Origin of the sequence: Halorussus salinisoli, from assembly GCA_005239435.1 — an archaeon.
Classification (GTDB): domain Archaea; phylum Halobacteriota; class Halobacteria; order Halobacteriales; family Haladaptataceae; genus Halorussus; species Halorussus salinisoli.
Genome location: SZNP01000001.1, coordinates 1,047,504 through 1,073,188, shown reverse-complemented (window position 1 = coordinate 1,073,188; position 25,685 = coordinate 1,047,504). Strand labels below are relative to the sequence as shown.

Sequence of the window (25,685 nt, the reverse complement as noted above, 5' to 3'; positions counted from 1 at the left end):
AAAGGTACAACACGGGGACACGCGCATTCGTAACTATGCCCAGAGAGGACTACCAACAGAAACTCATCGACCTCCGCGAGAACGTCCTCTACATGAGCGAGGTCGTGATGGAACGACTCCGCATGGGACTCGACGCCCTCGAGCAGAAGGACGACGACCTCGCGTGGGAGGTCATCGAGGGCGACGAGGAGGTCAACCAACTCTACCTCGACCTCGAACAGGAGTGCATCGACCTGCTCGCGCTCCAGCAACCCGTCGCGGGCGACCTGCGGTTCATCGCGGCGTCGTTCAAGATCATCACCGACCTCGAACGCATCGGCGACCTCGCCACCAACCTCGGCGAGTACACCCACGAGGCCAACCACGACGTGTTCCCGGAGGTGGACATCCAGGAACTCGGTACGCTCACTCTCGACATGATAGAGGACGCGATGACGGCCTACGCCGACGAGGACACCGACGGCTGTTACGGCATCGCCGACCGCGACGACGACCTCGACCGACTCTGCGAACGCGCCAGCGAAATCGTGGTTCGGGACCTCATCGAGACCGAACTGGAGAACAACACCGAAGAGGAAGTCGAGCAACTCCTCCAGGACGTGTCGCGCCTGCTCTTGACGGTTCGGGACCTCGAACGCGTCGGCGACCACGCGGTCAACATCGCCGCTCGGACCCTCTACATGGTCGAGAACGACGACGAACTCATCTACTGAGACGGCCTTCGACGCTCTTTCGAGGGATTCCTCGGTCCGCTCGCTTCGCTCCTTCGCTCGCGGTTGAACTGCTATTAACCGCATCGTCCGAGAAGACCCGACTCCGGACGAAACGGGAGTCACCACCGACGCGGCGTCGGTATCTCGACGCCGGTCCCGAGCATGAGTTTAGTGTACCACGCCGAGAACCGCGCCAGTCCGTTGAGCAGGTGGAGCGAGGCGATCCCGAGCAGGACGCCGACGCCCGCCACGCCGAGCGCGGCCGGGAGCGTCTGCACCTGCCACGACCCGACGCTGACGACCGTCTCGACGCCGACGAGCAGGTTGTGCCACACCACGTACAGCGAGGGATGGAACCGAATCGGCGCGTCGGTCACGACGCCGACGTACACCCCGGGTTGGTCGTAGACGAGCGGGACGGTGAGCAGGCTCACGGAGGTCACGAGCAGCGTCGTGACGGCCACGAACGACGTGACGCCGATAATCAGTTTCGTCCCGAGGTAGACCAGCGCCTTCCACGTCCCGAAGTCGGTCACGAGGCGCTTGACGCGTTCGAGTACCGGACCCGACTCGGTTACGGCCGACCCCGGGGATTCGACCTCCACGCCGAGCAGAACCGTGGCAATCGCTCGCTCGACGCTGGCGAGACCGGTCGAGATGGCCAACACCGCCAGCAGTATCGGAATCCCCACGACGGCGATAGTGAGACCGACGCCGACCGAGAGGCCGACCGACAGGAAAACGAAGTACGCCAACCCGAGCGGAAACGCCAGCACGAGATACAACAGATTCCGGTAGGTCTGGAGCCTGAAGGGACCTCGAAGATCGCCCGGAGGCGTCGGGCCAGACTCGCGTCGCGGTGGTCGGTCGCCATCGAGCTACGCCGAAGTTATCCGGGCGCAACAATAAATTTTCGTACATTTTCGGACTCGGCGACCGTCCGTAGTGTTTTACACGAACGGTTACGAAACGACGCTCGGACGGGAATGGAACGTTGGCTCGACTCGCCCGGCGCTCGCCCGCGGTTCCGACCTCTACCCGGAGGAGGTCGTCCGCGACCCCCCTACAGAGTGTGTCGTCCGCGCCGCCGAAACGACGGAAGAGCGTCGTGGTGCGACGAAAGAACGTCGCCATACGACGGGAGGGAGTCGGCGTGAGCGAGTCCGAGGCCAGCGCGATGTTCGAGTTGCTCGACGACGAGTACGCTCGGACCATCCTCGTGGCGACCTATCGAGAACCGATGTCGGCCGAGGCGCTCGCGGAGACCTGTGACGCCTCGCCATCGACCATCTACCGGCGGGTCGAGCGTCTCGAAGACCAGCGCTTGCTCGACGCCGAACAGCGCATCGACCCGGACGGCCACCACCACGAGGTGTACTCTGCCCGCCTCCAGCGCGTCACTGTCGAACTGACCGGGGACGGAATCGAACTCGACGTGGACCGGGACGAAGACGCGGTGGACCGATTCACCAGACTCTACGAGGGATTCAAATGACGACGGGAATCGCACTACAGACGACAGTCGGCGGGTCCCGGACCGTCGCTCTCCTCGCGCTCGCGGGACTACTAGTCGCGGCAGTCCTGTCGCTGGGAGTGGTCTACCGACTCATAGACGGCTACCGGCGGAACGGCACCCGACCGATGCTGACCCTCGGTATCGGACTCGTACTGCTCGTCACCGGTCCCATCTTCCTGCGACTCGCGTTCGCCAACGTCGTCGCCGTATCGCCCGTAGCGCGGTCGGTCGCCACGACCGCATCCGAACTGCTCGGCCTCTCGGCCATCCTGTACGCCATCTATGACCCCTAACATCGCCACGCTCGCGTCGGCACTCCCTGCCGCGCTCGGCCTGTTCGTCTCGTATCAGGCGTATCGGGGCTACCGTCGCCACGGGAGCGAGACGATGGGACTGCTCGCGGTCGGCATCGCGTGTTTCACCGCGATTCCGTTCGCGGTGTCGTCGCTCCTCGCACCTGCGCTGGCGTGGTCGGACGCCCTCACGCTACTCGCAATCGTCACGGCCTACAACGCCGGACTCGCGGCCATCCTCTGGTCGCTCCGCGAGAGGTGACACGAGCCTCTTCTTTCGATTCGCCGAGGCGCTGTTAGACCGCTCCGATGCGTAGAACGCGAACCGAGAAAAGCCCGTCAGAGTTCCGAGACGGTGACGCTTCCGTTCTCGGTAGCGAACCGGAGTTTCGGCCCGCCGTCTCCCAGCGTTCCCTCGACTCGATGTTCGCTTCGGGTCGTCGTCTCGAAGTTCGACACGTCGAACTCGACGCTCCCGTGGTCGTTCGTCGCTACCACGCTCGCGTCCACGTCGGGCGAGAGTGCAGCGGTCACGCTCCCGTTCTGGCTCTCGACGGTCGTGTCTCCGCGTATCGCCGGCACGTCGGTCTCGACGCTCCCGTTTTCGGTTCGCAGGTCGCCGATACCCGAGACGTTCCGCACGGTCACGCTCCCGTTTTCGGTCTCGGCCGAGACGACTCCGTCCACGTCGTGAGCTTCGAGGCTTCCGTTCTCGGTGACTAACGTCGCGTCGGTCTCGACGTCGCGAACGTCCACGCTTCCGTTCTCGGTTCGTAGTTCGCCGAGACCGACCTCGGAGGGGAGTCCGACGTTCACCTCTACCGAGGGAACGCCCGCGAGCCACGACCCGTCGCCGGTCTGGCGCGTCTCGATGCGGAGTTCGCCGCCCTCGACGGTAGTCTCGACGCTCACGTCGTTCAAGTCGGCGAACACCGACCCCGCCTTCTTGACGGTCTCGACGCGAACCTGCTCGCCGTCGGTCGGCCGCGCGGTCACTTCGCCGTTTTGTCCGTTCACGGTCACCGCGTCGACCGAGTCCGCGTCGTACGTCCGCGTGTCCTCGGAGTGCTTTCCGACGAAGGGCGTCGCACCGCTACAACCCGCGAGATTCGTGAGGGTGGCGGTGCCACCCAGCGCGAGGAGCCTTCGACGCTGACTGTCTATCTTCATCACACGCCGGAATACTCGCTAGCCCTTCATAAATAAAGCAACACATTCGCAGAGCCAGCGGCCGTCCCGAAGATTTATTAGCAACTTCGCTCGGCCCGCGCCGTGTCGTCGGAACCGAAGTGACCGACCGCTCGGCAGACGCGAGTCGTCTGCCGGCGTTCACGAACGATTCACCATGGAGAGCGCGCCTGCGGCGCGCTCGACAGGAGTAAGAGATTCTATCCGAACTTCCCGGTGATGTAGTCTTCGACGCGCTGGCTGTTGGGGTTCTCGAAGATCTGGTCGGTCCCGCCGTACTCGACGAGGTCGCCACCGGTCAGGAAGACGGCGGTCTGGTCGGAGATGCGGGCGGCCTGTTGCATGTTGTGGGTCACGACGACGACCGTGTAGTCCTCGGAGAGTTCCTCGATGAGGTCCTCGATTTTGGCGGTGGCGATGGGGTCGAGCGCGGAGGCGGGTTCGTCCATCAGGATGACCTCCGGGTCCACGGCGAGACACCGACCGATGCAGAGGCGTTGTTGCTGACCGCCGGACAGGCCGAGCGCGTTGTCGTCTAGTCGGTCGCTCACTTCGTCCCAGAGCGCGGCCTGCTTGAGCGAGCGTTCGACGAGTTCGTCCTCTTTCTCCGGGTCGGCCCGGCCGAGCAGTTTGTCGAGCAGACCGTCGTTGATGTCGCCGTGCTTGCGCGGACCGTAGGCGATGTTGTCCCGAATCGACTTCGGGAAGGGGTTGGGCGCTTGGAACACCATGCCGACCCGCTTGCGGAGTTCGACCAGGTTCACGCCGTCCTGATAGATCTCCTCGCCGTCGATTTCGACCGACCCCTCGACGCGTGCCGAGTTGATACGGTCGTTCATCCGGTTGAGACACCGCAGGAACGTCGATTTCCCACACCCCGACGGGCCGATGAGCGCCGTCACGCTGTTCTCGGGGATGTCCATCGACACCGAGTGGATGGCGTGGTCGTCGCCGTAGAACACGTCGAGGTCCTCGACGGAGATTTTGGGTGCGCCGTCGAACTCGTACTCGATCCACTCGTCTTCGAGTTGCTCTTGGCTCTCCCCGCTGACCGTCGTCTGCTGGCTCTCTACCTGTTCGCCCGCTTGCTCGCTCTGTTTGAATTCTGCGTTGCTCATTGCTCTAGTTTTTTCCGGAAGTAAATTCGAGACACGATGCCCACCGCGTAGAACGACAGCACGACCACGAGTAGCACCAGCGCCGTCGCCCACCCGAACGCGGGGTCGGAACTCACGACTCCTGCGGTGATAGTCGCGTAGAGTTTGTACGGCAGGGCGCTGATGCTGTCCAGCAGTGCCGGGTTCGCCACGAACGGCGGACTGGAGGTGAACTGGAAGCCGCTCAGGACTGCAGGGCCGGAACTGGCCTCCGGGTTACCGGTGGCCACCAGCAGGATAGGTGCGGTCTCGCCCGCGATGCGGCCGATACCGAGGATGACGCCGGTGATGACGCCGGGCATCGCGGCCGGAATGACGACGCTCTTGATGGTCTCCCACTGACTGACGCCGAGCGCCGCGCTCGCGTCCCGGTACTCGTCGGGCACCGTCTTGATGGCCTCCCGACTGGTGATGAGCACCAGCGGCAGGAGCATGAACCCGAGTACCAACTGGCCCGCCATCAGCGAGGTGGTGTTGCCGAGGCGCGGCACGAGGAAGGCGTAGCCGAACAGGCCGTAGACGATGCTCGGCGTACTCCACAGGCCGTTGGTGGCGATTTCGACCGCGCGGGTGAACCCGCCCTGTTCGGCGTACTCGGTCAGGAAGACGGCCGCGCCGACGCCGAGCGGCACCGCGAACAGCACCGACCCGACGACGAGCCACACCGTGCCGACGATGGAGGGCATCACGCCGTTCATCACGTCTCCGGACAGCGAGTAGCCGTTCATCGTGAACGGCCAGTAGAACCAGACGCCGGGAATCTCGAAGATGACGTACTGGTCGAATCCGGGAACGTGGAACCAGAACGCGGGTTCGCTGAACAGGCCGAGTTTGATGCCCTCGACCATTCGGGACCAGCCCTTCTCCGCGATGAAGGCGACCAGAAGCAGGAGCACACCGAGCATGCCGAAGGCGTTCAGACCGACCAGCAGGTAGGCCCCGGCCTGGCGTCCACGGCTACCGAACCCTTCGTGGGCTTTCGCGGCCGCCCACGCGCAGACGAGTCCCGCGAAGATGGTCAACACCGGGCCGATTACGTGACCGGTAAAGGTGGCCGAGAAGCCCTGTGGTGCCCACTCCCACTCGGTCGTGAACACGTCCAGCAGGAACAGCGCGCCGACGAGGACCGACAGCGCACCCGCGGGGAGCGTCGAACCGACGTCCTCGCGGGGCAGGACCGTCACCGCGCCGACGCCAGCGCCGACCAGTAGCGCCGCGGAAAGCCAACCGAAGAGTCCGAGGCCGAGCGTCTGAGACGCGAAGAGACCGCCGGCGACGACGCCGACGAGACCGAAGAGACCGCCGGTGAGCAGTCCGGCGCTCCGGTTCGGCGTCGTGTCCACGAGGTCGGCGCGCGAAGCGACTCCGAGCGCCACCACGCCGACGCCGGCCAGGACCAGACTCGCTCCGTAGAGGTTGAAGAGGGTCACGCCGAAGAACTCGCTGTCGACCTCGGTCCACTGGAAGATGGCCGCGAACCCCATAATCACCGACAGGACGTTCAGGCCGACGACGCCGGAGGCGACGCGTTCGGCCAGCGACGATTCCTCGGCGACCAGATCGTTCGTCTCGTAGCTCATTGGCTCCCCCCGAGTTTGCGCTTCATGTGTGCTTCGACGAGTTGCGAGGCGATACTGAGACCGAGGACGGTCACGAACAGCACGACCCCGGCCGCGAACAGCGCCGACATCTGGTCGCCCGAAGCGATGCCGTACTGGCCCGCGATGACGCTAGTCAGCGTCTCGGTCCCCTTGAACACGTCGTAGATGGGGTCGGGAAGCACTTGCTGGTGGGGCAACATCACGGTCACGGCCATGGTCTCGCCGACGGCCCGGCCGACCCCGAGCAGGACCGCGGCCGAGACGCCCGAGAACGACGCCGGGATGGTGACGCTCTTGATGGTCTGCCAGTCGGTCGCGCCGAGCGCCAGCGACCCACTCTTCATCGACTCCGGCACGCTCCCGATGGCGTCCTCGGCGACCGAGACCACGGTCGGCAGGGCCATCACGCCGATGACCAGCGCGGCCGCGAACAGGCTCCCGAAGTTCGCAAGCTGAAACTCCTCCATCATGTACGTGTTGATGATGACGTAGCCGATGAACCCGTAGACGATGGACGGGACGCCGGCCAGGATTTCGATGCCGGGCTTGATGACTTCGCGCGCCCACCGAGGGGCGATTTCGCTGATGAACAGCGCACCGGCCACGCCGAGCGGTCCGGCGATGGCCATCGCCAGGACGGTGGTCACGAGCGTCCCCCACATCATCGGCACCAGCGAGTAGATTCCCTCGCCGGTACTCCACATCGGTTCCTGCGTCCGGAGGATCAGGTCCAGTCCCATCACCCGAAACACCGGAATCGCTCGCAGAACGAGATATATCGAGATGAGACCGAGGATGACGATGGTCGAGGCCGTCATCAGGAACATCAGGAGTTTCGCGGTGGTGGCCTGATGGGACTTCCATCCGTATGTGACGACGCCGAAGAACGCCAGCAGAGGGAACACCGTGTACGCGGGCGCGACGAGGAACGCAAACAGTGCGCCGAGGACCGACGCGACGGCCACGCCGTCGACGAACTGCTCCCCGCGGTCCATGTCCTCGAACGTCCTGCGAGCGGACCGAGCGCGGGTGGCGATGCTTCCGATCATTTGGCGTCGGAGAGCTTTTCGAGTTGGTTCTCGCGGCGTTTCTGCGTCAGCATCGCGTACCCGGATGGCTCGACGAAGTTCTGCTGTCCGAACTCGCTGATTATCATCCCGAGGTAGGCGGCCTCCCGACCGGTGGTGCCGTCGTAGGTGTAACAGTGGAGGTCACGCGACAGGGGGTAGCTCTGGTCAGCGAGGTTCTTGCCGGGTTCGTACACCTTCCCGTCGAACTCCAGTTTGATGGACGCGACCTCGCTGGTGACGAACGCCAGCGCCATGTACGCGATGGCGTTGTTCGACCGCGAGACGATGGTTTTGACCTGTTGGTTCTGACCCTTGCGCACGTCGACGCCACCCATCTCCGCGTCGGGACCGCCGAGCATGTTCACGCGGAACGCGGTGTCGGTGCCCGAGCCTTCGGCCCGGCCGATAGCCTGAATGTCCTTGTCTTCGCCCTCGTAGGACGGAATCTCCGACCAGTTCTCGATTTCACCCGTGTAGATTTTCCGGACCTGCTCGGCGGTCAGTTTCTCGACGCCCGCGTCGGCGATTTCCTTACTCACGACGATGGGCTGGGCGTCCACGCCCACGACGTGGTTGGTGTACTTCGCACGCTCCTCCTCGCTCAAGTCCGGGAGTTCGGCGTCCACGGATGCGCTCGCGTTACCGATGTCCACGAGACCGTTCTTGAGCTTTTCCAGCCCCGTCCCGGAGTGACTCAGGCCGACGTTCACTTTGAACGGCGGCGTGGACCCCTCGGCGTCGAAACCGTACTCGCTGGCCCAGTAGTTCGCCAGTCGTTTGTCGGTCTCGATACCGTAGTTGCTCGGCCCCCAGTACTCTTCGTCGTCGGCGGGCGGATTGGAGTTCCACACCGACGCGGCTTTGCTCGTTATCGGGTACACCGTCGAGGAACCGCCTGCTTTCAACTGGCCGGACGACTCGCCCGAACCCTCGGACGCAGCCGTCGTACCCGCCCGGCTACTGGGCGGTGTCGGACTCGTGCTGATACAACCAGCCAGGGACGCGATGGCGGTGCCCCCTCCAAGGAGAACGGCTCGACGGTCGACAGAGGGTCTTTCCCGCATTACGATTTCTTTGCCCAAGGCAAAGTAAATACCCTTCTATTACAACTATATAGAAATATTTACTCATGCATATCCAGGTTCGGGGACGATCGAAGATCGTCTCAAAATCTCGATATCGGCCGATAAGGGGTTAGAGGAGGCATTGTAGTGAGGTACTCGATTAGCGGGTGTCGGGGGAATTTCACGTTCGGTCGTCGGACATTGGCAAACAGATTGGCTCGTATATAGATTTGAGTAGATTTATTGTGCGTCGCGCCCCGGTTCGTGACATGGAAACGCGGAAAGTCCAGGTGACGGGTGGTTCTACCTTCACGGTTTCCATCCCGAAGGGGTGGGCGACCGAGACCGGTATCGAGGCGGGCGACCGCGTCGAGTTTCATCCGGAGGGCGACTCGCTGTTGCTCTCGCCGCGAACGACCGAAGACACCGTCGAGGGCACCGTGGACATCACGGACCTCGAAGGACCGGAGCTCATGCGGACGGTGTTCACGCTGTACGTCAGCGGATTCGACCTCATCAACCTCGAAGCGACCCGCGTGACTCCCGACCAGCGTCGGACGGTCCGAGACGCCACGCAGGGACTCGTCGGTCTGGAAGTCATCGAGGAGACCGGCGACCGAGTAGTGTTGCAGGATCTGCTCGACTCCTCGGAACTGTCGATTCACAACGCCATCACGCGAATGCGTCTCGTTTCGATGACGATGCTCCAAGACGCAGTGACCGCGCTGGTCGAGAACGACGACGACCTCGCGACGGACGTCATCGAACGCGACGACGACGTGGACCGGCTCTGGTTCATGATTTCGCGGGTGTTCCGGTCTGCGCTTCGAAACCCGAGTACCGCCACCGACATCGGACTTCCGCGAGAGACGTGTTTCGACTACCACTCCAGCGCCCGCCAGTTGGAACGAATCGCGGACCACGCCGCCAAAATCGGCCAACTCGCGCTCAAACTCGGCGAGGTCCCCGACGAAGTGGCCGACGCGCTCGAAGAACTCCACGGCGAGGCCGCCGAAATCGTGGACATGTCGATGGACGCCCTACTGGAGGACGACGGGACGGAAGCCACCAGACTCGGCAATACGACCCGCGAGCGCGTCCGCAACGTGGACGAGTACACTCGCGCAGTGGACGACCTCATCCGCGAGATGGACGCCGAGCGCGCCCAACATCTGAGTCTCGTAGTCGACTCGCTGTCCCGGAGCGCCGACTACGGCGGCAACATCGCCGAAACCGCGCTTCAGAAGGCCGCGCCGCGACCGGAAAACTAGAGGTTGCGCTACAGTTCGCCCAGCTTTCGGAGGAGTTGGCCCTCGTACTCGCGGTCGCTCTCGACGCCCTTGACTTCGAGGACGTTCCGTTCTAGTTTGTCGCGCGCGACGCTGAACGCCTGTTCGGCCCCGTAGCCTTCGCCCGAACCCGCGACCTGCCCGCGGTTGGTCCGAAGCCGAATCTTACACTGAATCAGCGGCGTCCCGCGAAGTTTCTCCTTGTGTTCGTGGAACCGGACGTGGGCGTGGCGAACCCGCATCTTTCCGTACTTCTCGGAGATCTCCTCGATGGACGACCGAATCGACTCGCGGCTGAGGGTGTCGAGCAGGTTCACGTTGGTGATCTGAACGTCCATCACGTCCTCCTCGGTGTACGACAGCGCGCGAAGCACGTCGGTCTTGGTGACGACGCCGCCGACCACGCGGTCGTCGCCTTCGGGCGTGACGACGAGCCCCGAGTAGTCCTTGTCGAACATGCGTTCGACCGCGTCTCGGACGCTCTCGTCCAGCGTCGTCGTCGCCGCGGGACTCGACATCACGTCGTACACCGGCAGGTCGAGGAGTCGGTCGCCCTCGCCCGACCTGTCGCCTCGCGTGGTCTTCTGGACGTTCCGAGTGGCGAACTCCACCACGTCGTGGGTGGTGACGACGCCGGTCAGGAACCCGTCCTCGTCCACGACGGGAAGCCGAGAGACGCCGTGTTCTCGCAGGCGGTTGATGGCCTGTCCGAGCGTAGCGTCTTCGGCGATGGTGATCGCGTTCTCCGTGTAGATCTGTTCGACTATCAGCGAGTCGAGGTGTTCGAGCACCGCTTCGAGGATGAGGTCCTGGCTGACGACGCCCCAGAGCGACCCCGACTCGAAGACGGGTGCGACCTTGGTGCCGCCCTCCACGAGCGCCCGGGCGACGTCTCGAACGTCGTCCGTTCGTTCGACTTTCGGTGCGGATTTGGTCAGCGTCTCGACTTTCGTGTGGTCCTCGATGTGTGAACGGAGCAGTTGCTTCTGGGTAATGACTCCCTCGTAGTCGCCAGCCTTGGTCACGATGATACCCTTCGGATTCTCCTCTTCGAAGACGGAACGAGCTTTTCCGAGATTCGTTTCGGCGTCTAGCTCGGTGAAGTCCGTCGTGGCAATATCGGCAATGTCCATCGTCACCTAGACGTACACCGCCCCTTCTAATGAAGCTTAGCCGAATTACAGGATTCCGAGAATCGGATTCGGTCCGACGCCGGGATTTTTGCCGATTCCGGCCGAACTCTCGCAGGTGATACCCGACATCGGCGCTGCGTTCGGTGAGTACACGTACCTCGTCACCGAAATCGTCTGGGGGACCGTCGCAGTAGGGCTCCTCTATCGAGCCGCCGCGCTCGTTCAAGCCGCCCGCACTATTGCAGTTCTCTATCCAATCGCCTATTTGTGGGACTGGTACACACTCCATATCGGCGTGTTCGCTATCCCCCTTCGGACCGGGGTGGAACTCCTCGGTATTCCAATCGAGGAACACATATTCATGGTGGTAGTTCCGGCGCTCGTTCTCGGGATACACGAGAACTTGCGTAACTGGAGTTGAACGACGCCATCGCCTGAACCTCCCGAAAACTGGGGGTAAGCGGTAGTTACCGCAAGACGACGGAGGGTTGGAACGGACGTACAACTGTTCGTAAGCAATGATTTCCAGTGGGTAAATGGTGAATAACAAAGACTAATCCCGGCGATGTGTTCTATCCATGCTGGGTTACGAGCAAGGGGTGGCATAGTAATGAGCACCATTGGTGACTCATCAGGAACAGAAAGCACCGAACCAGACGAGACTCCAGACCAGCAGGAAGCGGCTGCCACGGAATCGCAGGTCTCCGACATCGTCGACTCCGAAGACGAAGAGCAGACCGAGGAAGACCTCTCGCGCGATCTCGTCTTCGACGTTCTGAAGAACCGACGGCGGCGGTACGCCCTCCACTACCTTCGACGTGCAGACGACACGGTCCAGTTGTCCGAACTGGCCGAGCAGGTAGCGGCGTGGGAGAACGATATCGCGGTCGACGCTATTTCCGCGGCAGAACGCAAGCGGGTTTACACAGCATTATACCAGTCTCACCTGCCAAAATTGGACGACGCAGGTATCGTGGAGTACAACCAAAATCGCGGCATCGTGGAGCTATCGAGTGCCGCCGAACAACTCGACGTGTATTTGGACCTCGAATCCCAGCCAGACATTCCGTGGTGTAACTGGTATCTCGGACTCGCAATCGGAGGCCTCGGTCTACTCACGGGCGCCTGGCTCGGTCTCCCGCCCTTCTCGCTGGTCGCGGACGTGCTTCTCGCAACCGTCATCGTCGCCGTGTACGGCTTCGTGGCGGTCGCACACACGTACTTCTCACGGCACGCGAACGGGGCGGGTGAAACGCCACCGGAAATTCAGGAGTCGTAGTCATGGAAGAAGCAGTGCGGTCCGGGGAGACCGGGGTCAGTGACGACGACCTCGCAGACGCGTTCGCCACCGCAGGAGCGCAGACGCTCGTCCGAACGCCGACCGACGCCGACCCGTTTTCCGCCCTGCCCGAACGCGCGTTCGACAACCTCCTCGTGGTGTCGGCACGCGACCATCCGAAGCGACTCCAGACGCGTCTCGAACGCGCCGGGCACGGCTCCGCCAACGTCGGCGTCGTGCCGGTGGTCCCCACGGTAGACGAGTACGACGGCGACCTCTGGACGACGGACTCCGTCGATCCCGACGACCTCACGGGACTAGCGATGCGGTTCTCCGACGCCGTGCGACACGCCGAACCTCGAAACGGCTGGGTCGTTGCGGACGGACTCGGAGTTCTTCTCGTCTACGCCGACGACGCGCGAGTGTGTCGATTCTTCCAGACGCTTACCAATCGAGTCCGAGCGCGAGACGTTCGAGGCGTCTACTGTGCCAATCCCAACGCGATAGCCGACGAGACCTACGAGCGACTTCGCGCGATGTGCGACGCGGAGTACGAGTTGGGTTGAAGTCGGTCGAGGAAAGCCGGCTAGAAAAACTGGCCCGAGTGGTCGGTTGGCGGTCCCTACTGCGGCGTCAGGGACTCCCTGAGCGGTTCTCACAGGTCAGTGTCGTCGCCTCGTAGAAAAGGGCACTTAACGTTTGGGCCAATTTCCAAACATTGGACATAATTCATAATTTTTACAACACTATCGGCCGAACTACCGTCGGGTCCCGATGGATTCAGACAAGTATCCGCCCGAAGACGGCCGACGGCGATTCGTGAAAGGCGTCGTCGGCACCGCGACACTCACCAGCGTCGGTACTGCCGCCAGTGGCGCTCTGAACGCCGCCACCTCCGCCGCGGGTGGAACCGGCGGTCCGACGAGTTACGTCGGTATCGAGAACACCGCCGGTCCCGCCCCGCGCGGGATGCCCCTCGTCCCCCTCACCATCGACGACGAGGGGTACTTGAAGGGCATATGGCCCGAGGTGAAAGAGAAGGAACTGAAAGACGGCAGTACCCTCACGATCACCGAGCAGGAAATCGGCGGCGTCACCTACACGGGCCGGTGGTTCCAGTACTGTGGCGTCCAGATCGCAGAGGGCGTGCGACCCGACGCCGACCAGGACAACTTCCTGCGGTCCAAGCCCGGTCTCTACGAGTGGCAGGCCGACCACGAGCAGGGCCAGAAACTCCACGTCGACGACTTCGCCGACTACGAGGAGTGGAGCAACGGCATCGGGTCGGTCGGTGCTGGCAAAGCCGCCCAGACGACGTGGCGCTCGCAGTCGGACGACGACGAAGACGTGAAGCAACTCCCGGTACAGGTGTTGCGCTCGCCGAAAGTCTCGGACCTCCCCGAGGAGAGCGAGAACGCCGACTTCCTGCGAGCGGCCACCGAATCGGACTTCGTCGCGTGGCTCGACAAGTGCACCCACTTCTGTTGCACGCCAGGGTTCAACGCCTCCCAGGACGCCTCGAAGTTCAACGCGACCGACGCGGTGTACTGCCAGTGCCACCAGTCGGTGTACGACCCGTTCTCCCCCGTAGAACTGTCGTTCAACGCCTTCCCGCGACCGGAGTGACAGCTACTGTACGTAGCCGAGGTCGGCCAGTCGTTCCTCGACTTCCCCCTCGTCTTTCATCGAGGCGTCGCCCGTCTCGTCGTACTCGGGGTACGTCGTCGCGCCGGCGTCCTCGACCACGGGGATGACCTCGCCGTCCATCCGGTCGCTGTAGGGAACGCCGAGCGCGGACATGACCGTCGGAGCCACGTCGAACAGGTGTGGGCGAGGTCGCTCCTCGATGCCGTGGGGGTCGATGGCTTCGCCTTTCGCCGCGAAGACGCCGTCGAGTTTGTGGTTCCAGGGTTCGGTCGGCGGTGCGAAGTAGTCGCCGAGCAGTTGCGCGGAGAGGAACTGTTCCATCTCGTTCGGGACGATGACGACGTCGGGCGCGTTCTCGACGTTCTTGCCGTGGAAGTACTCTTCGCGCGGGACGACCTCTTCGAACACCGGGTCGCCGTCGGGCGTCCGGACGTCGCTCAGTCGTTCGACGAGCGCCTCGCGCACGTCGTCGTACTTCTCGGGCGGGACGACGCCCTCCGGTTCGCGACCCTCGAGGTTGACGCGGACGCCGAGTTCGGTCCGGGCGCGCATGTAGGCAGCCGAGTTCTCGAAGTCGACCTGCTCGTTGCCGGTCCGGGCGACGTTTTTCGGCGCGTACTGGAGCGCGACGTCGGCGAGTCCCACCTTCTCTAACGCCGTCCGGATGCGACGGGCGGTGAAGCCGAACTTCGCTGCGGTCGCCGCCATGCGCTCGACCGCGTTCGGTTCCCAGGTCGTCGTCTCCTTGCCCTCTCGCAGTTCGTCTTGGATGGGGTTCCACGACGGCATCCCCTTGCCGCCCCGAGTGGCTTTCACGAATCCCTCGTCGCGCAGGAACTCGTTGACGCGGAACTCGTACTCGTCGTACGGTCCCATGCCGTGGTCGCTGGCTATCACGACGGTGTCGGGGTCGTTCCTGTCGAGTATCTTCCCGATTTGGCGGTCCGTCTCCTCGTAGACCGTCGACACCTTCTCCCAGTCGCCCTCGAACTCGTGGAACACGGTATCCGGTTTCTGGAACTGGACGAACCCGAACTCGGGGTCGTGTTGGTCGGCCAGATGCCGGAACGCCTCGCCGCGCATCCTGACCAGGTCGGTGTACTCCTCCATCTTCTGGGCGTCGGTGTAGTCCGAGTCCTCGCGGGAGTACGTCGGGTAGACCCGGTACTCGCCGATGGCGTCCCGGACGTCCTCGAGCGCTCCCTCGGGGTGACAGCGCGGGTCTTCGGGTCCGATGAACCCCGGAATCACCGCGCCGTCTAGCTTCTCCGGCGGATGCGTGACGGGGACGTTGACGACCACGCTCGTCACGCCGTGGTCGTCGAGTAGCGACCAGATGGAGTGCTCCTCGACGTCGTCACCGGTGACGACGCGGAAATCGTATCCGTCGTAGGTCACGAACCCGCAGACACCGTGTTTGCCGGGGTTGACGCCGGTGTACATCGACGGCCACGCGCTCGGCGTCCACGGCGGCATCTGGGACTCCAGCGGCGCGACGACGCCGTCGTCGCAGATCGAGCGGATGGTCGGTATCTCGTCGTCACGGAGTCGGTCGAAGACCGGAAGACACCCCGCGTCGATGCCGACGAGCAGGACGTCGAGGCTCGTTTCGGCCATCACGCACTCCCCCCGAAGCGGCCAGTTCCAAAGTCTCGTTCGCCGGTACGGTCGGAACGGAGAGTTCCTCCCCCAACGTTCACCGCGTTCATTACTAGTCCGTTTTCACCCCCGTCATTTCATTATACAACGCCTAAACCGGCCCTCTCCGTCGGGGTTGCGCCACGACCACTGGAGGAAGTCGTCGGCTCGCCGGAGTCTTCGCGTTTGCACTCCGAGAGCCACCCCTGCCCGATATCCGTCACGACGGGTGTGTCCAGTGGACTATACGGTGTGGAAAGAAACGTGGGAACCGACGACGAAGAGTACGCCGAATCGGCTTCGACGACCTTGCGACTGTAACTCCCGGAGTGTCCAGACGACCGTCGAACTGGTTGGTCAGGAGTACTCCTGTAACGTCCCCCTTCGTTCGGACGACCGACGCCGCGCTCCTGCAACCGCTCGACGACGAATCAACGCTCTGAATACTCGGTGCGTGGTGCGACCTCACCGCCGAAGCGATCGTGCGCGACGTTACCGTTATTCAGTCGCTTTCGTCGTTACATCAACAGAGCCGTACGCTCGATACAGCCGAATCAGCCAGACCCACGCGATGAGAGACGAGACCAGGAGAACTGCAATCTGACCGATCGACTCCGTGACTGTGCCCGTAAGTAATTGGAGAACGAGGACGACTGGATAGAAGACGAAGAACAGCGCGAGAAGCAACCCAATCCCTTTTAGATAGGTGAACGGACTCTCTACCACCTCCGTAGGTCATCCAGGGTAGATTAAGTATCTTCGGTTTCGTTACCTACAGGCTCTGTATTGCTCGCCCCGTGGTGCGCACGTATCGGCGGTGTTACGTCATCGTCGGTACGTCGCCGACACGGTTTCTGTCTAGTTCTCTAAATGCACCTACTAACACGAGAATGCCGCCGAGGAGGTTAACGGTGGGAAACGCCCATACGACTGTCCCGAGTGGAACGGCAGATGCCTCAGTCAATTTCCAGAGGCTGTACAGTCCAGTAACCGATAGAACAGTCATGACTACGCCGAGGATGAGAGCAATAGACGCAGTTCGTTTCGACCAGGAACCTACGAGTAATAAGCCAACAGCGACGATTGCCACGAGAAGTCCCGTCGGAAGTACTGGTTGGTGAGAGAACAACTCCAGCGTCGAAGGAAGACTACTCCCGAGTGCTATCCGAACGAGATTCACTGCCGTAGAAGTGGCGAATATGGCCGCACCAGTAGTCGCGACGACCTTATTGGAACTCGTGTAATCCACAAGCTTTCACAACACGTCACCCGTATTAGCTTTTGGTGGGCGCGCCTGACCAAACTGGACCTGAACGACTGGTGAACGAGGTCACTCGTCGGACTCGCAGACACGCTCAAGGGAATCCCGTTACCGCGTGCTAGTTGGGACGAACGTCGGGAAGAAGTGGGTTTGGGCAGATTTGAACTGCCGGCCTCCTCCATGTCAAGGAGGTGTCATAACCAACTAGACCACAAACCCACGTTGGTGCGGCCTCCGTCGGACGCATTTCTGGGTTTGTCCGGGGGATAATTGAACCTTTCGGATTCCGGCGCGGTCCGGCGATTTACCATGAGGGTCTGTCGCGGAGGTGCTGCGTGACCCTCGAAGGGGTAGAAAACCGCCGAGCAGATGATCGAGTCCGGCGACAGTAGTTCGCAGTTGGGACGTAAAAGCCTGCTTCTTAGAATGGTAAATATTTTCTTACTATGTGTTTGCCCGGTTTAGACGTGCAAGTATATTTCTTACGTGGGAACCGCCGGAACGACCGACCAACTCGTAGCTGTGCGCTGTCACACCGGATAGACGGAGAGCGAAAGAGGACGTGACTGTTCGAATCTGCGACGGCTGTACGACACCGCACAGCAGAGCAACCACCAACGTGGAGATGCGAGTCGGGTCGAAAAGCTAGCTACTCTGCGGCCAACTGTAGACAGGAGCAGATTCAGCAAAGCTAGCTACTCCTTGCACCACGGAGTCTACCGCACGGCACCGCAACCGCACTGCGGCCGCGGGCCACACCCTCACCAACCGACTCCCTCGCTTTGCTCGGTCGTCCCTCGCGCGCCCTGGCGCGGTCTCAAACCGCCAGACTGCGCCAGCACGCGCCGGGATGAAGGTAGCCTGTAGCGTGAGCCAGGATGAAGGTGGCCTGTAGTTGGCGCGGGAAAGAGGGCCACCGCGTGCCGAGGGCGAGGGTGTCACCGAGCGACGAGCGTGGCCTCACGGAGGAGCGCGTCGTCGGTTGTCTCCCTTCCGCTCCCCGACACCCTTAAGTGGATGTACGATTGTGTTCATTGTAAGACGAAGAAGTACATTGGTGAGTTAAAATGCAGGACTACATCGAACGCGCGACCGACGGCGAGGACCTCACGCTCGACGAAGCACGCGAGGCGGCCACGGCCGTCTTCGAGGGCGCGACCGAGGCGCAGATCGGGTCGCTCCTCACGGCCCTCCGCGCGAAGGGCGAGACCGAGACCGAAATCGCCGGATTCGCGCAGGGGATGCGCGACGCGGCCCGGACCATCGACCCCGACCGCTCGCCGCTCGTGGACACCTGCGGGACCGGCGGCGACGACTACAACACCATCAACGTCTCGACCACGAGCGCCGTCGTCGCCAGCGGTGCGGGCGTCCCGGTCGCCAAGCACGGCAACTACTCGGTCTCCTCTTCCTCCGGGAGCGCGGACGTACTCGAAACGGTCGGGGTCGAAATCGACGCCGAACCGCCGGCGGTCGAGCGAGCCATCGAGGACGACGGCATCGGGTTCATGCTCGCGCCCGTGTTCCACCCCGCGATGAAGGCCGTCATCGGCCCCCGGAAGGAACTCGGAATGCGCACCGTGTTCAACGTCCTCGGCCCGCTGACCAACCCCGCCGGTGCGGACGCCCAGATCGTCGGCGTCTACGACCCCGACCTCGTGCCGGTCCTCGCACGCTCGCTCTCCCACATGAACGTAGAGCGCGCGCTGGTCGTCCACGGGTCCGGCATGGACGAAATCGCAATCCACGACGAGACAACCGTCGCGGAGGTCCACGGTGACGACATCGAGGAGTACACCATCACGCCCGCCGACCTCGGCCTCCCGCGCCACGACGTGTCCGCCGTCGCCGGCGGCACCCCCGAGGAGAACGCCGCCGACCTCCGCGGCATCGTGGAGGGAGACGTTACCGGCGCGAAGCGCGATATCATCCTCGCCAACGCCGGGGCGGCCATCTACGTCGCCGGGGAGGCCGACTCCCTCGAAGACGGTGCCGAACGCGCCGCGAAGGCCATCGACGACGGTGGGGCCGCCGACCAACTCGAAGAACTCTGCCGACCTGTGAGAGCATGACGCGCGTGAAAGTCTGTGGTCTCACCTGCCGCGACGACCTCCGGGTGGCCGTCGAAGCGGGTGCGGACGCGGTCGGCCTGCTCGTCGACGTACCGGTCGATTCCCCGCGCGAAATCGAACCGGAGTTAGCAGTCGAACTCGCCGCCGCCGCTCCCCCGTTCGTCACGACCGTACTGGTCACGATGCCCGAGACGCCCGAACGGGCGGTCGAACTCGCTCGAATCGTCGGACCCGACGCGATACAGATTCACGGCGAGCTGGGCGCGGGGGACCTCGCCTACCTGACCGCTACCGTCGAACCGCAGGTCCTCAAGGTCGTCGACGCCACCGACCCCGAGCAGGCCCGACGGTACGACGAAGTGGCCGACGGGCTACTGGTCGATTCGGTGGACGAGGACGGCGCTGGCGGCACCGGGCGAACGCACGACTGGGAACGGACCGCCGAAGTCGCCGCGACCCTCGACTCGCCGGTCGTCCTCGCCGGAGGGCTGACCCCGGAGAACGTCGGCGACGCCGTCCGTGCCGTCGAACCGTTCGCCGTAGACGTGGCGAGTGGCGTCGAGCGCAACGTCGAGTCCATCCCCGGCCGAAAAGACCCCGAAGCGGTCGCCGAGTTCGTGGCGAACGCGAAACGCACCTCCACCGCTCCGACGCCATGAAACCCGAACGCGAGCAGTTCGTCGACTTCGCCGGACGCGACGACCCGGCCGTGATTCGGGTCGAGGCGGAACTCGACGTGGACGCCACGCCGCTGTCGGCTTACGCGGCGCTGACCGGGCGCTCGACCGAGACCGACCTCTCGGAGTACGCCTTCCTACTCGAGAGCGCCGAGAAGACCGCCTCTAGCGACCCCGACGGTGCGTTCTCCCCCGCCTCGTCGGGCGACCGCCACGCCAGATACTCCTACGTCGGCTACGACCCCGAAGCAGTCGTGACCGTCGACCCCGAAGAGGTGCAGGTCGAATCGCTCGGTGGCCGGGCCGCGAGGTACGTCTCCGCCGACCGCGAGGGCGACGCCCTCGACACCCTCCGGTCGGTCATGCCGGACGCCGAACAGCGCGGCTTCCCCGACGGGGACCGCCAGCACTTCGAGGGCGGTCTGGTCGGCTTTCTGGCATACGACGCGGTGTACGACCTCTGGCTTGACGAGGTGGGAGTCGAGCGTCCCGAGTCGCGGTTCCCCGACGCTCAGTTCGTACTGAACACCAAGACCGTGGCGTTCGACCACCTCGAGGAGACGGTCTCGCTGGTGTTCACGCCGCTCGTCGGACCCGACGACGACCCGAGAGCGGTCTACGACGACCTCCGAACCGAGGCCGACCGGATAGCCGACCTCCTCGAGTCGGCCGACACTCCGGAGACGGGCGGTTTCGTCCGCCGGAGCGAAACCGCCGGACCGAGAGACGAGTACGAGGACGCGGTCCGAACCGCGAAAGAACACGTTCTCGACGGTGACATCTATCAGGGAGTCATCTCCCGGAAGCGAGAACTCCGCGGGGAAGTCGACTCGCTGGGCTTCTACGAGGCGCTCCGGGAGGTGAATCCCTCGCCGTACATGTATCTCCTCGGCTACGACGACCTGACCGTGGTCGGTGCGAGTCCCGAGACGCTGGTCTCGGTCCGCGGTCACGAAGTGATGGCGAACCCCATCGCGGGCACCTGCTCGCGCGGGTCGAGTCCCGTAGAGGACCGCCGTCTCGCGGGCGAGATGCTCGCCGACGGCAAGGAGCGCGCCGAACACACGATGCTCGTGGACCTCGCGCGCAACGACGTTCGCCGGGTCAGCGACCCAGGTAGCGTGCAGGTCGAGGAGTTCATGAACGTCCTCAAGTACAGTCACGTCCAGCACATCGAGAGTACCGTGACCGGGCGTCTCGCCGACGATTCCGACCCCTTCGACGCGACGCGGGCGTCGTTCCCGGCCGGGACCCTCTCGGGCGCACCCAAGATTCGCGCGATGGAGATCATCGACGACCTCGAACTGACGGCCCGCGGTCTCTACGGCGGCGGCGTCGGCTACTACTCGTGGTCGGGCGACGCCGACTTCGCTATCGTCATCCGGACCGCGACGGTCGAGTCCGGCACGGGAGTCGACGACTCGGACCGAATCACGGTGCAGGCCGGAGCGGGTATCGTCGCCGACAGCGACCCCGCCGCCGAGTACGAGGAGACCGAGAAGAAGATGGACGGGGTGCTGACCGCCCTCGAACGAATCGAGGAGTCGGACACGCCTGACGCCGCCGACGCTCCGGAGGTGGGGCGATGACCGCGAGCGCCGGAGACGAAGCGGCGACGACGACCGACTCGCGGGTCTTGTTCGTGGACAACTTCGACTCGTTCACGTACAACCTCGTGGAGTACACGAGCGAACACGCCGAGACCGAAGTCGTCCGGAACACGGCAACGCTGTCGGACGTACGCGAGGCCGACCCCGACGCAATCGTCGTTTCGCCGGGGCCGGGCCACCCCGAGAACGAGCGAGACGTGGGCGTCACTCTCGACGTGTTCCGCGAGGTGAGTCCCGAGGTCCCGACGCTCGGAGTCTGCCTCGGATTGGAAGCCGCAGTCTACGCCTACGGCGGGTCGGTCGGCCGCGCGCCCGAACCTGTTCACGGGAAGGCGTTCCCGGTCTCCCACGACGGGCGCGGCGTGTACGCGGGGCTAGAGCAGGGGTTCCGCGCCGGGCGCTACCACTCGCTGGTGGCGACCGAGGTGCCGGACTGCTTCGAGGTGACCGCGACGACCGACCACGAGGGAACGGAACTGGTGATGGGCGTGCGCCACCGCGAGCATCCCATCGAGTGCGTCCAGTTCCACCCCGAGAGCGTGCTGACGGCTGTCGGCCACGACGTGATTCACAACTTCGTCGACGGCGTGGCGTGAGTAGCGTTGCTCGGCTCCGTCCTCTCGGATCAGTCGGACTGACGGTCCTCGACCTCGACCTCCGAGCGACCGCGCGAGGCGTCCGAGCGGGGTTCGTCCCGTTCTCGGACGTAAAATTCCGGGCAGGTCTACAACAAGACGCCCGCCGTGTAGAGTGCGCCGACGACCACGATAGCGACGAGCAGGATTTTCCACGCGACGTTCAGGAGGATTCGGCCGACCAGTACCGTGGCCGCGAGCGCGACGAGAGCGACGAGCAGTGTCCCGAGCGGTGTTGCGAGGAGTCCAGCGGCGAGCGCGACAGCCATACTAAAATCAACGCGAGCCAGTCGTGGTAAACGTATCGGCCCTTCAACATCGGTGGCGTTATCTAAATCGCCCGACTCCGGTGCGGTAGGCTCCGATTACTCATATACTCGTTCGGTTCGCTGACTACTTTCGCCGCGGTCTGCATACTCTTATTAGGTTGCGGATGCTACCTTGGAGTGACAACCAATAGCCGCGAATCCGGCTTGTCGATAACCGGCGTTCGCGGTGCGTATAATTTCGGAAAGAGGCATCACAATCCAATCGAATTTGGAATAGTGAAACTCAGACAGTAAGGACTAAACAGGAGGCCTCAGAATGAAATCGTCGTCACGAATGAAACGAACTACGCCATTCACAGTAGCCGGAATCGGCGGACAGACGAGCGAGGTGAGCCACGCATGAGCGGTGCGGGCGAACTCACTGCCGACGAACTCACGCTCCCCATCAAGCGGACCGAGGGCGAGACCCTCGAAGACCGCCTGACGAGCAACGCTTACCACAACATCCTCCCGGCGCGCTACCTCCGGAAGAACGCCGACGGAAATCTCATCGAGGAACAGGAGGACCTCTTCCCGCGCGTCGCCGAGAACATCGCGCTGGCCGAGGCCGTCTACGAGGCCGAGAAGCGCGACGAGGAAGTCACGGTCACGCCCGACCAGCTCAAGCCCGACCACCCCCGTCGTGACGAACTCGCCGAGGAAGTGTTCGGCGCGGGCACCGCGGCCGACGACGACGCCGAGACCACGCTCTCGGTCTACAACGTCAACAAGTTCTCCTACGAGACCGTCGTTCCGGAACTCCCCGACGAGATTCGCACTCACGTCGAGGACGTGCGCGAGGAGTTCCAGACCCTGATGGAGGACCTCTCGTTCATGCCGAACTCGCCCACTCTGATGAACGCGGGCGACGAACTCCAACAGCTGTCGGCCTGTTTCGTCGACTCCCCGGCCGACGACATCGACGACATCCACCAGACCGCCAAGGAGGCCGCACAGGTCTTCCAGTCGGGTGGCGGCATGGGTTACGCCTTCTGGAAGCTCCGACCCTACGGCGACGCCGTGGGTAGCACGGGCGGCATCGCCTCGGGCCCCATCACCTTCATGCGGACCTACGACCAGATGTGCGAAACCATCGCACAGGGCGGTGCCCGGCGCGGCGCCCAGATGGGCGTCATGCGAATCTCCCACCCCGACGTCATCCAGTTCATCCACGCCAAGAACAAGGACGTGAGCCTCGCTCACACGCTCCGCCTGAACGACCCCGACGACTACACTCACAACTCGTTCACGGACGCCCTCGAAGAGGCCCGCGAACTCATCGACGACGAGGGTCGCGTGCCCAAGCACCTCCGGAACGCCGCGGAGGGCCACCTCTCTAACTTCAATATCTCGGTCGGTGTCACCGACGACTTCATGGAGGCGGTCCAGAACGGCGAGGAGTTCACCTTCACGAACCCCCGTACGGAAGAACCCCACGTCGCCACCGAGCACACCAAGGAACTGTACGAGATGTTCGACCTCGGCGAGTACGTCGAGGTCGGCGAGGAACTCTCGGTTCCGGCCGAACTCGTCTGGGACCGCATCGTGGACGGTGCCCACGAGAACGGCGAACCCGGCGTCATCTACCTCGAACGCGTCAACAAGGAACACTCCTTCGACGTGGAGGAGCATCCGGAGCATCAGATTCTGGCGACCAACCCGTGCGGCGAGCAACCGCTCGAAGAGTACGAGGCCTGCAACCTCGGTCACATCAATCTCTCGACGCTGGCCGACACCGAGGCCCCCGACTGGCGGGTCTGGTACGACGAACACGGCGACGAGTACGACGACTTCGAGGAGGCCGTCGACGCCTTCCTCGCCGACGCGATGGCGTGGGACGAGTTCGACCACCGCATCGAGTACGGCACGCGCTTCCTCGAGAACGTCGTCACGATGTCGGACTTCCCGGTCGACAAGATAGAGCAGAAGGTCCGGGAGATGCGCAAAATCGGTCTCGGCATCATGGGTCTCGCCCAGCTCTACATCCAGTTGGGCGTCGAGTACGGGAGCGACGAAGCCAACGAAATCGCGCGTCAGTTGATGCGGTACATCAACCACGAGAGCAAGTGGGCCTCCCACGAACTCGCCGAGGAGCGCGGGTCGTTCGACGAGTGGGACAACAGCAAGTACGCGAACCCCGCCGAGTACGCCGAGTGGTTCGAGAAGCAGACCGGCCTGAACGCCGACGATTGGGAGGACGGCTTCGCGGTCCGGAACCACAACACGACCACCATCGCGCCGACCGGCACCACCTCGATGGTCGGCAACACCACGGGTGGCTGTGAACCCATCTACAACGTCGCCTACTACAAGAACGTCTCCGACGACGTGCAGGGCGACGAGATGCTCGTGGAGTTCGACGACTACTTCCTCCGCGTGTTGGAGGACAACGACATCGACGTCGAGGAGGTCAAGCAGGAAGCCCAAGAGCAGATGGCGAACAACGAGTTCGACGGCGTGGAAGGCCTCGAAACCGTGCCGGACGCCATCGGCGAACTGTTCGTCGTGACCTCCGACCTCTCGGGCAAGGACCACGCCGCGGTCCAGTGCGCCTGTCAGGAGGGCGTGGACTCGGCCATCTCGAAGACCTGTAACTTCCCGAACGACGCCAGCAAGGAGGACATGCAGGAGGTCTACGAGTACATCTACGAGAACGGCGGCAAGGGCGTGACCGTCTACCGCGACGGCACCCGCTCCAAGCAGGTACTCACGACCCGCGCGGACAACAAGGAGTTCGCAGACGAGTCCGAGGCCGCCGAGAAACTCGTCGAACAAATCGAGGAGGTCTTCGGCGGCATCGAGGGCTTCCTCGACAACGGGGACGTGCAGGCCGCGCTCGACCGCGAGGTCGAGTCCATCCTCGAAGTCGCCGACGGCGAGGACGTAGAGGGGCCGTACGCCAGCAAGCGCCCCCGACCCGACGTGCTCCACGGCATCACCCAGCGCATCGACACCGGGTACGGAAAGCTCTACGTCAACATCAACGAGGACGACGACGGCCGACCGTTCGAGCTATTCGCTAACATCGGCAACTCCGGCGGCTTCACCGCCTCGTTCACCGAAGCGCTCGCCAAGACCATCTCGACGGCGCTGCGCTCGGGCGTGGACCCCGAGGAGATCGCCGACGAACTGCAGGGCATCCGAAGTCCGAAGGTCGCCTGGGACAAGGGCGAGCAGATAAACTCCATCCCGGACGCCATCGGGACGGCGCTGCGCCGGTACCTCGACGGCGAAGTCGAGAAGGCCTACCCTCAGCAGAAGAACCTGAGCGAGGTCGAAGACGAAGTTCAGGAAGGCACGGCCGCGACTGACACCGCGGGCGACACCGACACCCATACCGACGGCGGGTCGGTCGCCGCCAGCAAGGAGGCCGACCAGCAGGACATCATCGACTCGGGCGAGAGTCCGGAGTGTCCCGACTGCGGGTCGCTGTCGCTGTACTACTCCGAAGGCTGCAAGACCTGCGAGTCCTGTGGCTGGAGCGAGTGCTGACCGTTTAAGCCCGAACTAACTTTCGACTCCTTTTTTGACGGC

At 63.6% G+C, this 25,685-nt stretch carries 25 protein-coding genes and 1 tRNA gene; 14 read left to right on the top strand and 12 right to left on the bottom strand.

The annotated features are described in order from the left end of the window. Positions 1–35 precede the first annotated feature (35 nt). Positions 36–713: a phosphate signaling complex protein PhoU gene (phoU, locus tag E2484_RS09725; RefSeq protein ID WP_137284995.1), complete on the top strand. Its 678-nt coding sequence runs from the start codon at positions 36–38 to the stop codon at positions 711–713. A gap of 119 nt (positions 714–832) precedes the next feature. Here the strand turns inward: phoU and E2484_RS09720 are convergent, their stop codons facing one another. Next, positions 833–1,489, bottom strand: a complete 657-nt coding sequence (locus E2484_RS09720) for a sensor domain-containing protein (RefSeq protein WP_321112265.1) — start codon at positions 1,487–1,489, stop codon at positions 833–835. A gap of 401 nt (positions 1,490–1,890) precedes the next feature. On the opposite strand from E2484_RS09720, the gene E2484_RS09715 reads away from it, so the two are divergent. The 3 genes from E2484_RS09715 to E2484_RS09705 are packed head-to-tail and all read left to right on the top strand — an operon-like array spanning position 1,891 to position 2,784. Beyond that, positions 1,891–2,208: a helix-turn-helix domain-containing protein gene (locus tag E2484_RS09715; RefSeq protein WP_137285351.1), complete on the top strand. Its 318-nt coding sequence runs from the start codon at positions 1,891–1,893 to the stop codon at positions 2,206–2,208. After that, positions 2,205–2,522, top strand: coding sequence for a hypothetical protein (locus tag E2484_RS09710; RefSeq protein ID WP_137284993.1), 318 nt, complete (start codon positions 2,205–2,207; stop codon positions 2,520–2,522). Before E2484_RS09715 ends, E2484_RS09710 begins: the two co-directional genes overlap by 4 nt. Further along, on the top strand, positions 2,512–2,784 hold the full coding sequence (locus tag E2484_RS09705; protein WP_137284992.1) for a DUF7521 family protein: 273 nt from the start codon (positions 2,512–2,514) through the stop codon (positions 2,782–2,784). The genes E2484_RS09710 and E2484_RS09705 overlap by 11 nt, the downstream gene beginning before the upstream one ends. A 77-nt stretch (positions 2,785–2,861) precedes the next feature. Here the strand turns inward: E2484_RS09705 and E2484_RS09700 are convergent, their stop codons facing one another. The 5 genes from E2484_RS09700 to E2484_RS09680 all read right to left on the bottom strand — a co-directional run bounded on the left by E2484_RS09700 (position 2,862) and on the right by E2484_RS09680 (position 8,602). Further along, complete coding sequence (locus E2484_RS09700) at positions 2,862–3,692, bottom strand: DUF4097 family beta strand repeat-containing protein (RefSeq protein WP_137284991.1); 831 nt, start codon at positions 3,690–3,692, stop codon at positions 2,862–2,864. Between the two features lie 218 nt (positions 3,693–3,910). Then, positions 3,911–4,828 (bottom strand): phosphate ABC transporter ATP-binding protein PstB, encoded by a 918-nt coding sequence (pstB, locus tag E2484_RS09695; RefSeq protein ID WP_137284990.1) that lies wholly within the window; start codon positions 4,826–4,828, stop codon positions 3,911–3,913. Beyond that, entirely contained in the window at positions 4,825–6,447 is a 1,623-nt protein-coding gene (pstA, locus tag E2484_RS09690; RefSeq protein WP_137284989.1) for a phosphate ABC transporter permease PstA, read from the bottom strand. The genes pstB and pstA overlap by 4 nt, the downstream gene beginning before the upstream one ends. Further along, positions 6,444–7,463: a phosphate ABC transporter permease subunit PstC gene (pstC, locus tag E2484_RS09685; RefSeq protein ID WP_321112259.1), complete on the bottom strand. Its 1,020-nt coding sequence runs from the start codon at positions 7,461–7,463 to the stop codon at positions 6,444–6,446. The genes pstA and pstC overlap by 4 nt, the downstream gene beginning before the upstream one ends. A 50-nt stretch (positions 7,464–7,513) precedes the next feature. Beyond that, positions 7,514–8,602 carry a PstS family phosphate ABC transporter substrate-binding protein gene (locus tag E2484_RS09680; protein ID WP_137284987.1) on the bottom strand — a complete coding sequence of 363 codons (1,089 nt, stop codon included), beginning with the start codon at positions 8,600–8,602 and terminating at the stop codon, positions 7,514–7,516. A 269-nt stretch (positions 8,603–8,871) separates the two neighbouring features. Here E2484_RS09680 and E2484_RS09675 point away from each other — a divergent pair, with 269 nt between their 5' ends. Beyond that, entirely contained in the window at positions 8,872–9,873 is a 1,002-nt protein-coding gene (locus tag E2484_RS09675) for a PhoU domain-containing protein (RefSeq protein ID WP_137284986.1), read from the top strand. A gap of 8 nt (positions 9,874–9,881) precedes the next feature. On the opposite strand, the gene E2484_RS09670 is transcribed toward E2484_RS09675, so the two are convergent. Next, positions 9,882–11,024 (bottom strand): CBS domain-containing protein, encoded by a 1,143-nt coding sequence (locus E2484_RS09670; protein WP_137284985.1) that lies wholly within the window; start codon positions 11,022–11,024, stop codon positions 9,882–9,884. Between the two features lie 115 nt (positions 11,025–11,139). Between E2484_RS09670 and E2484_RS09665 the strand changes: the two genes are divergently transcribed. From E2484_RS09665 to E2484_RS09650, 4 genes are all read left to right on the top strand, one after another. Further along, a complete protein-coding gene (locus E2484_RS09665; RefSeq protein WP_137284984.1) occupies positions 11,140–11,445 on the top strand; it encodes a lycopene cyclase domain-containing protein in 306 nt (101 codons plus the stop codon). A 189-nt stretch (positions 11,446–11,634) separates the two neighbouring features. Next, positions 11,635–12,303: a DUF7344 domain-containing protein gene (locus E2484_RS09660; RefSeq protein ID WP_137284983.1), complete on the top strand. Its 669-nt coding sequence runs from the start codon at positions 11,635–11,637 to the stop codon at positions 12,301–12,303. A 2-nt stretch (positions 12,304–12,305) separates the two neighbouring features. Then, positions 12,306–12,869, top strand: coding sequence for a DUF7504 family protein (locus E2484_RS09655; protein WP_137284982.1), 564 nt, complete (start codon positions 12,306–12,308; stop codon positions 12,867–12,869). A gap of 208 nt (positions 12,870–13,077) precedes the next feature. Beyond that, on the top strand, positions 13,078–13,929 hold the full coding sequence (locus E2484_RS09650; protein WP_137284981.1) for a Rieske 2Fe-2S domain-containing protein: 852 nt from the start codon (positions 13,078–13,080) through the stop codon (positions 13,927–13,929). A gap of 3 nt (positions 13,930–13,932) precedes the next feature. On the opposite strand, the gene E2484_RS09645 is transcribed toward E2484_RS09650, so the two are convergent. The 4 genes from E2484_RS09645 to E2484_RS09635 form a co-directional block, all read right to left on the bottom strand. Further along, positions 13,933–15,567 carry an alkaline phosphatase family protein gene (locus tag E2484_RS09645; protein WP_137284980.1) on the bottom strand — a complete coding sequence of 545 codons (1,635 nt, stop codon included), beginning with the start codon at positions 15,565–15,567 and terminating at the stop codon, positions 13,933–13,935. A gap of 519 nt (positions 15,568–16,086) precedes the next feature. Next, positions 16,087–16,314 carry a hypothetical protein gene (locus tag E2484_RS09640; RefSeq protein WP_137284979.1) on the bottom strand — a complete coding sequence of 76 codons (228 nt, stop codon included), beginning with the start codon at positions 16,312–16,314 and terminating at the stop codon, positions 16,087–16,089. Positions 16,315–16,408: 94 nt separating this feature from the next. Continuing rightward, positions 16,409–16,678 (bottom strand): hypothetical protein, encoded by a 270-nt coding sequence (locus E2484_RS24885; protein ID WP_170977282.1) that lies wholly within the window; start codon positions 16,676–16,678, stop codon positions 16,409–16,411. A 316-nt stretch (positions 16,679–16,994) separates the two neighbouring features. Beyond that, positions 16,995–17,068: transfer RNA gene (locus E2484_RS09635), tRNA-Val, on the bottom strand. An 848-nt stretch (positions 17,069–17,916) separates the two neighbouring features. On the opposite strand from E2484_RS09635, the gene trpD reads away from it, so the two are divergent. The 4 genes from trpD to trpG are packed head-to-tail and all read left to right on the top strand — an operon-like array spanning position 17,917 to position 21,804. Then, positions 17,917–18,921 carry an anthranilate phosphoribosyltransferase gene (gene trpD / locus E2484_RS09630; RefSeq protein WP_137284978.1) on the top strand — a complete coding sequence of 335 codons (1,005 nt, stop codon included), beginning with the start codon at positions 17,917–17,919 and terminating at the stop codon, positions 18,919–18,921. After that, a complete protein-coding gene (locus E2484_RS09625; protein ID WP_137284977.1) occupies positions 18,918–19,580 on the top strand; it encodes a phosphoribosylanthranilate isomerase in 663 nt (220 codons plus the stop codon). The genes trpD and E2484_RS09625 overlap by 4 nt, the downstream gene beginning before the upstream one ends. Continuing rightward, positions 19,577–21,187, top strand: coding sequence for an anthranilate synthase component I (gene trpE / locus E2484_RS09620; protein ID WP_137284976.1), 1,611 nt, complete (start codon positions 19,577–19,579; stop codon positions 21,185–21,187). Before E2484_RS09625 ends, trpE begins: the two co-directional genes overlap by 4 nt. Continuing rightward, positions 21,184–21,804, top strand: coding sequence for an anthranilate synthase component II (gene trpG / locus E2484_RS09615; RefSeq protein WP_137284975.1), 621 nt, complete (start codon positions 21,184–21,186; stop codon positions 21,802–21,804). The genes trpE and trpG overlap by 4 nt, the downstream gene beginning before the upstream one ends. A gap of 128 nt (positions 21,805–21,932) precedes the next feature. On the opposite strand, the gene E2484_RS09610 is transcribed toward trpG, so the two are convergent. Then, positions 21,933–22,112, bottom strand: coding sequence for a hypothetical protein (locus tag E2484_RS09610; protein WP_137284974.1), 180 nt, complete (start codon positions 22,110–22,112; stop codon positions 21,933–21,935). Positions 22,113–22,511: 399 nt separating this feature from the next. Between E2484_RS09610 and E2484_RS09605 the strand changes: the two genes are divergently transcribed. After that, entirely contained in the window at positions 22,512–25,643 is a 3,132-nt protein-coding gene (locus E2484_RS09605; protein ID WP_137284973.1) for an adenosylcobalamin-dependent ribonucleoside-diphosphate reductase, read from the top strand. Positions 25,644–25,685: the final 42 nt, after the last annotated feature.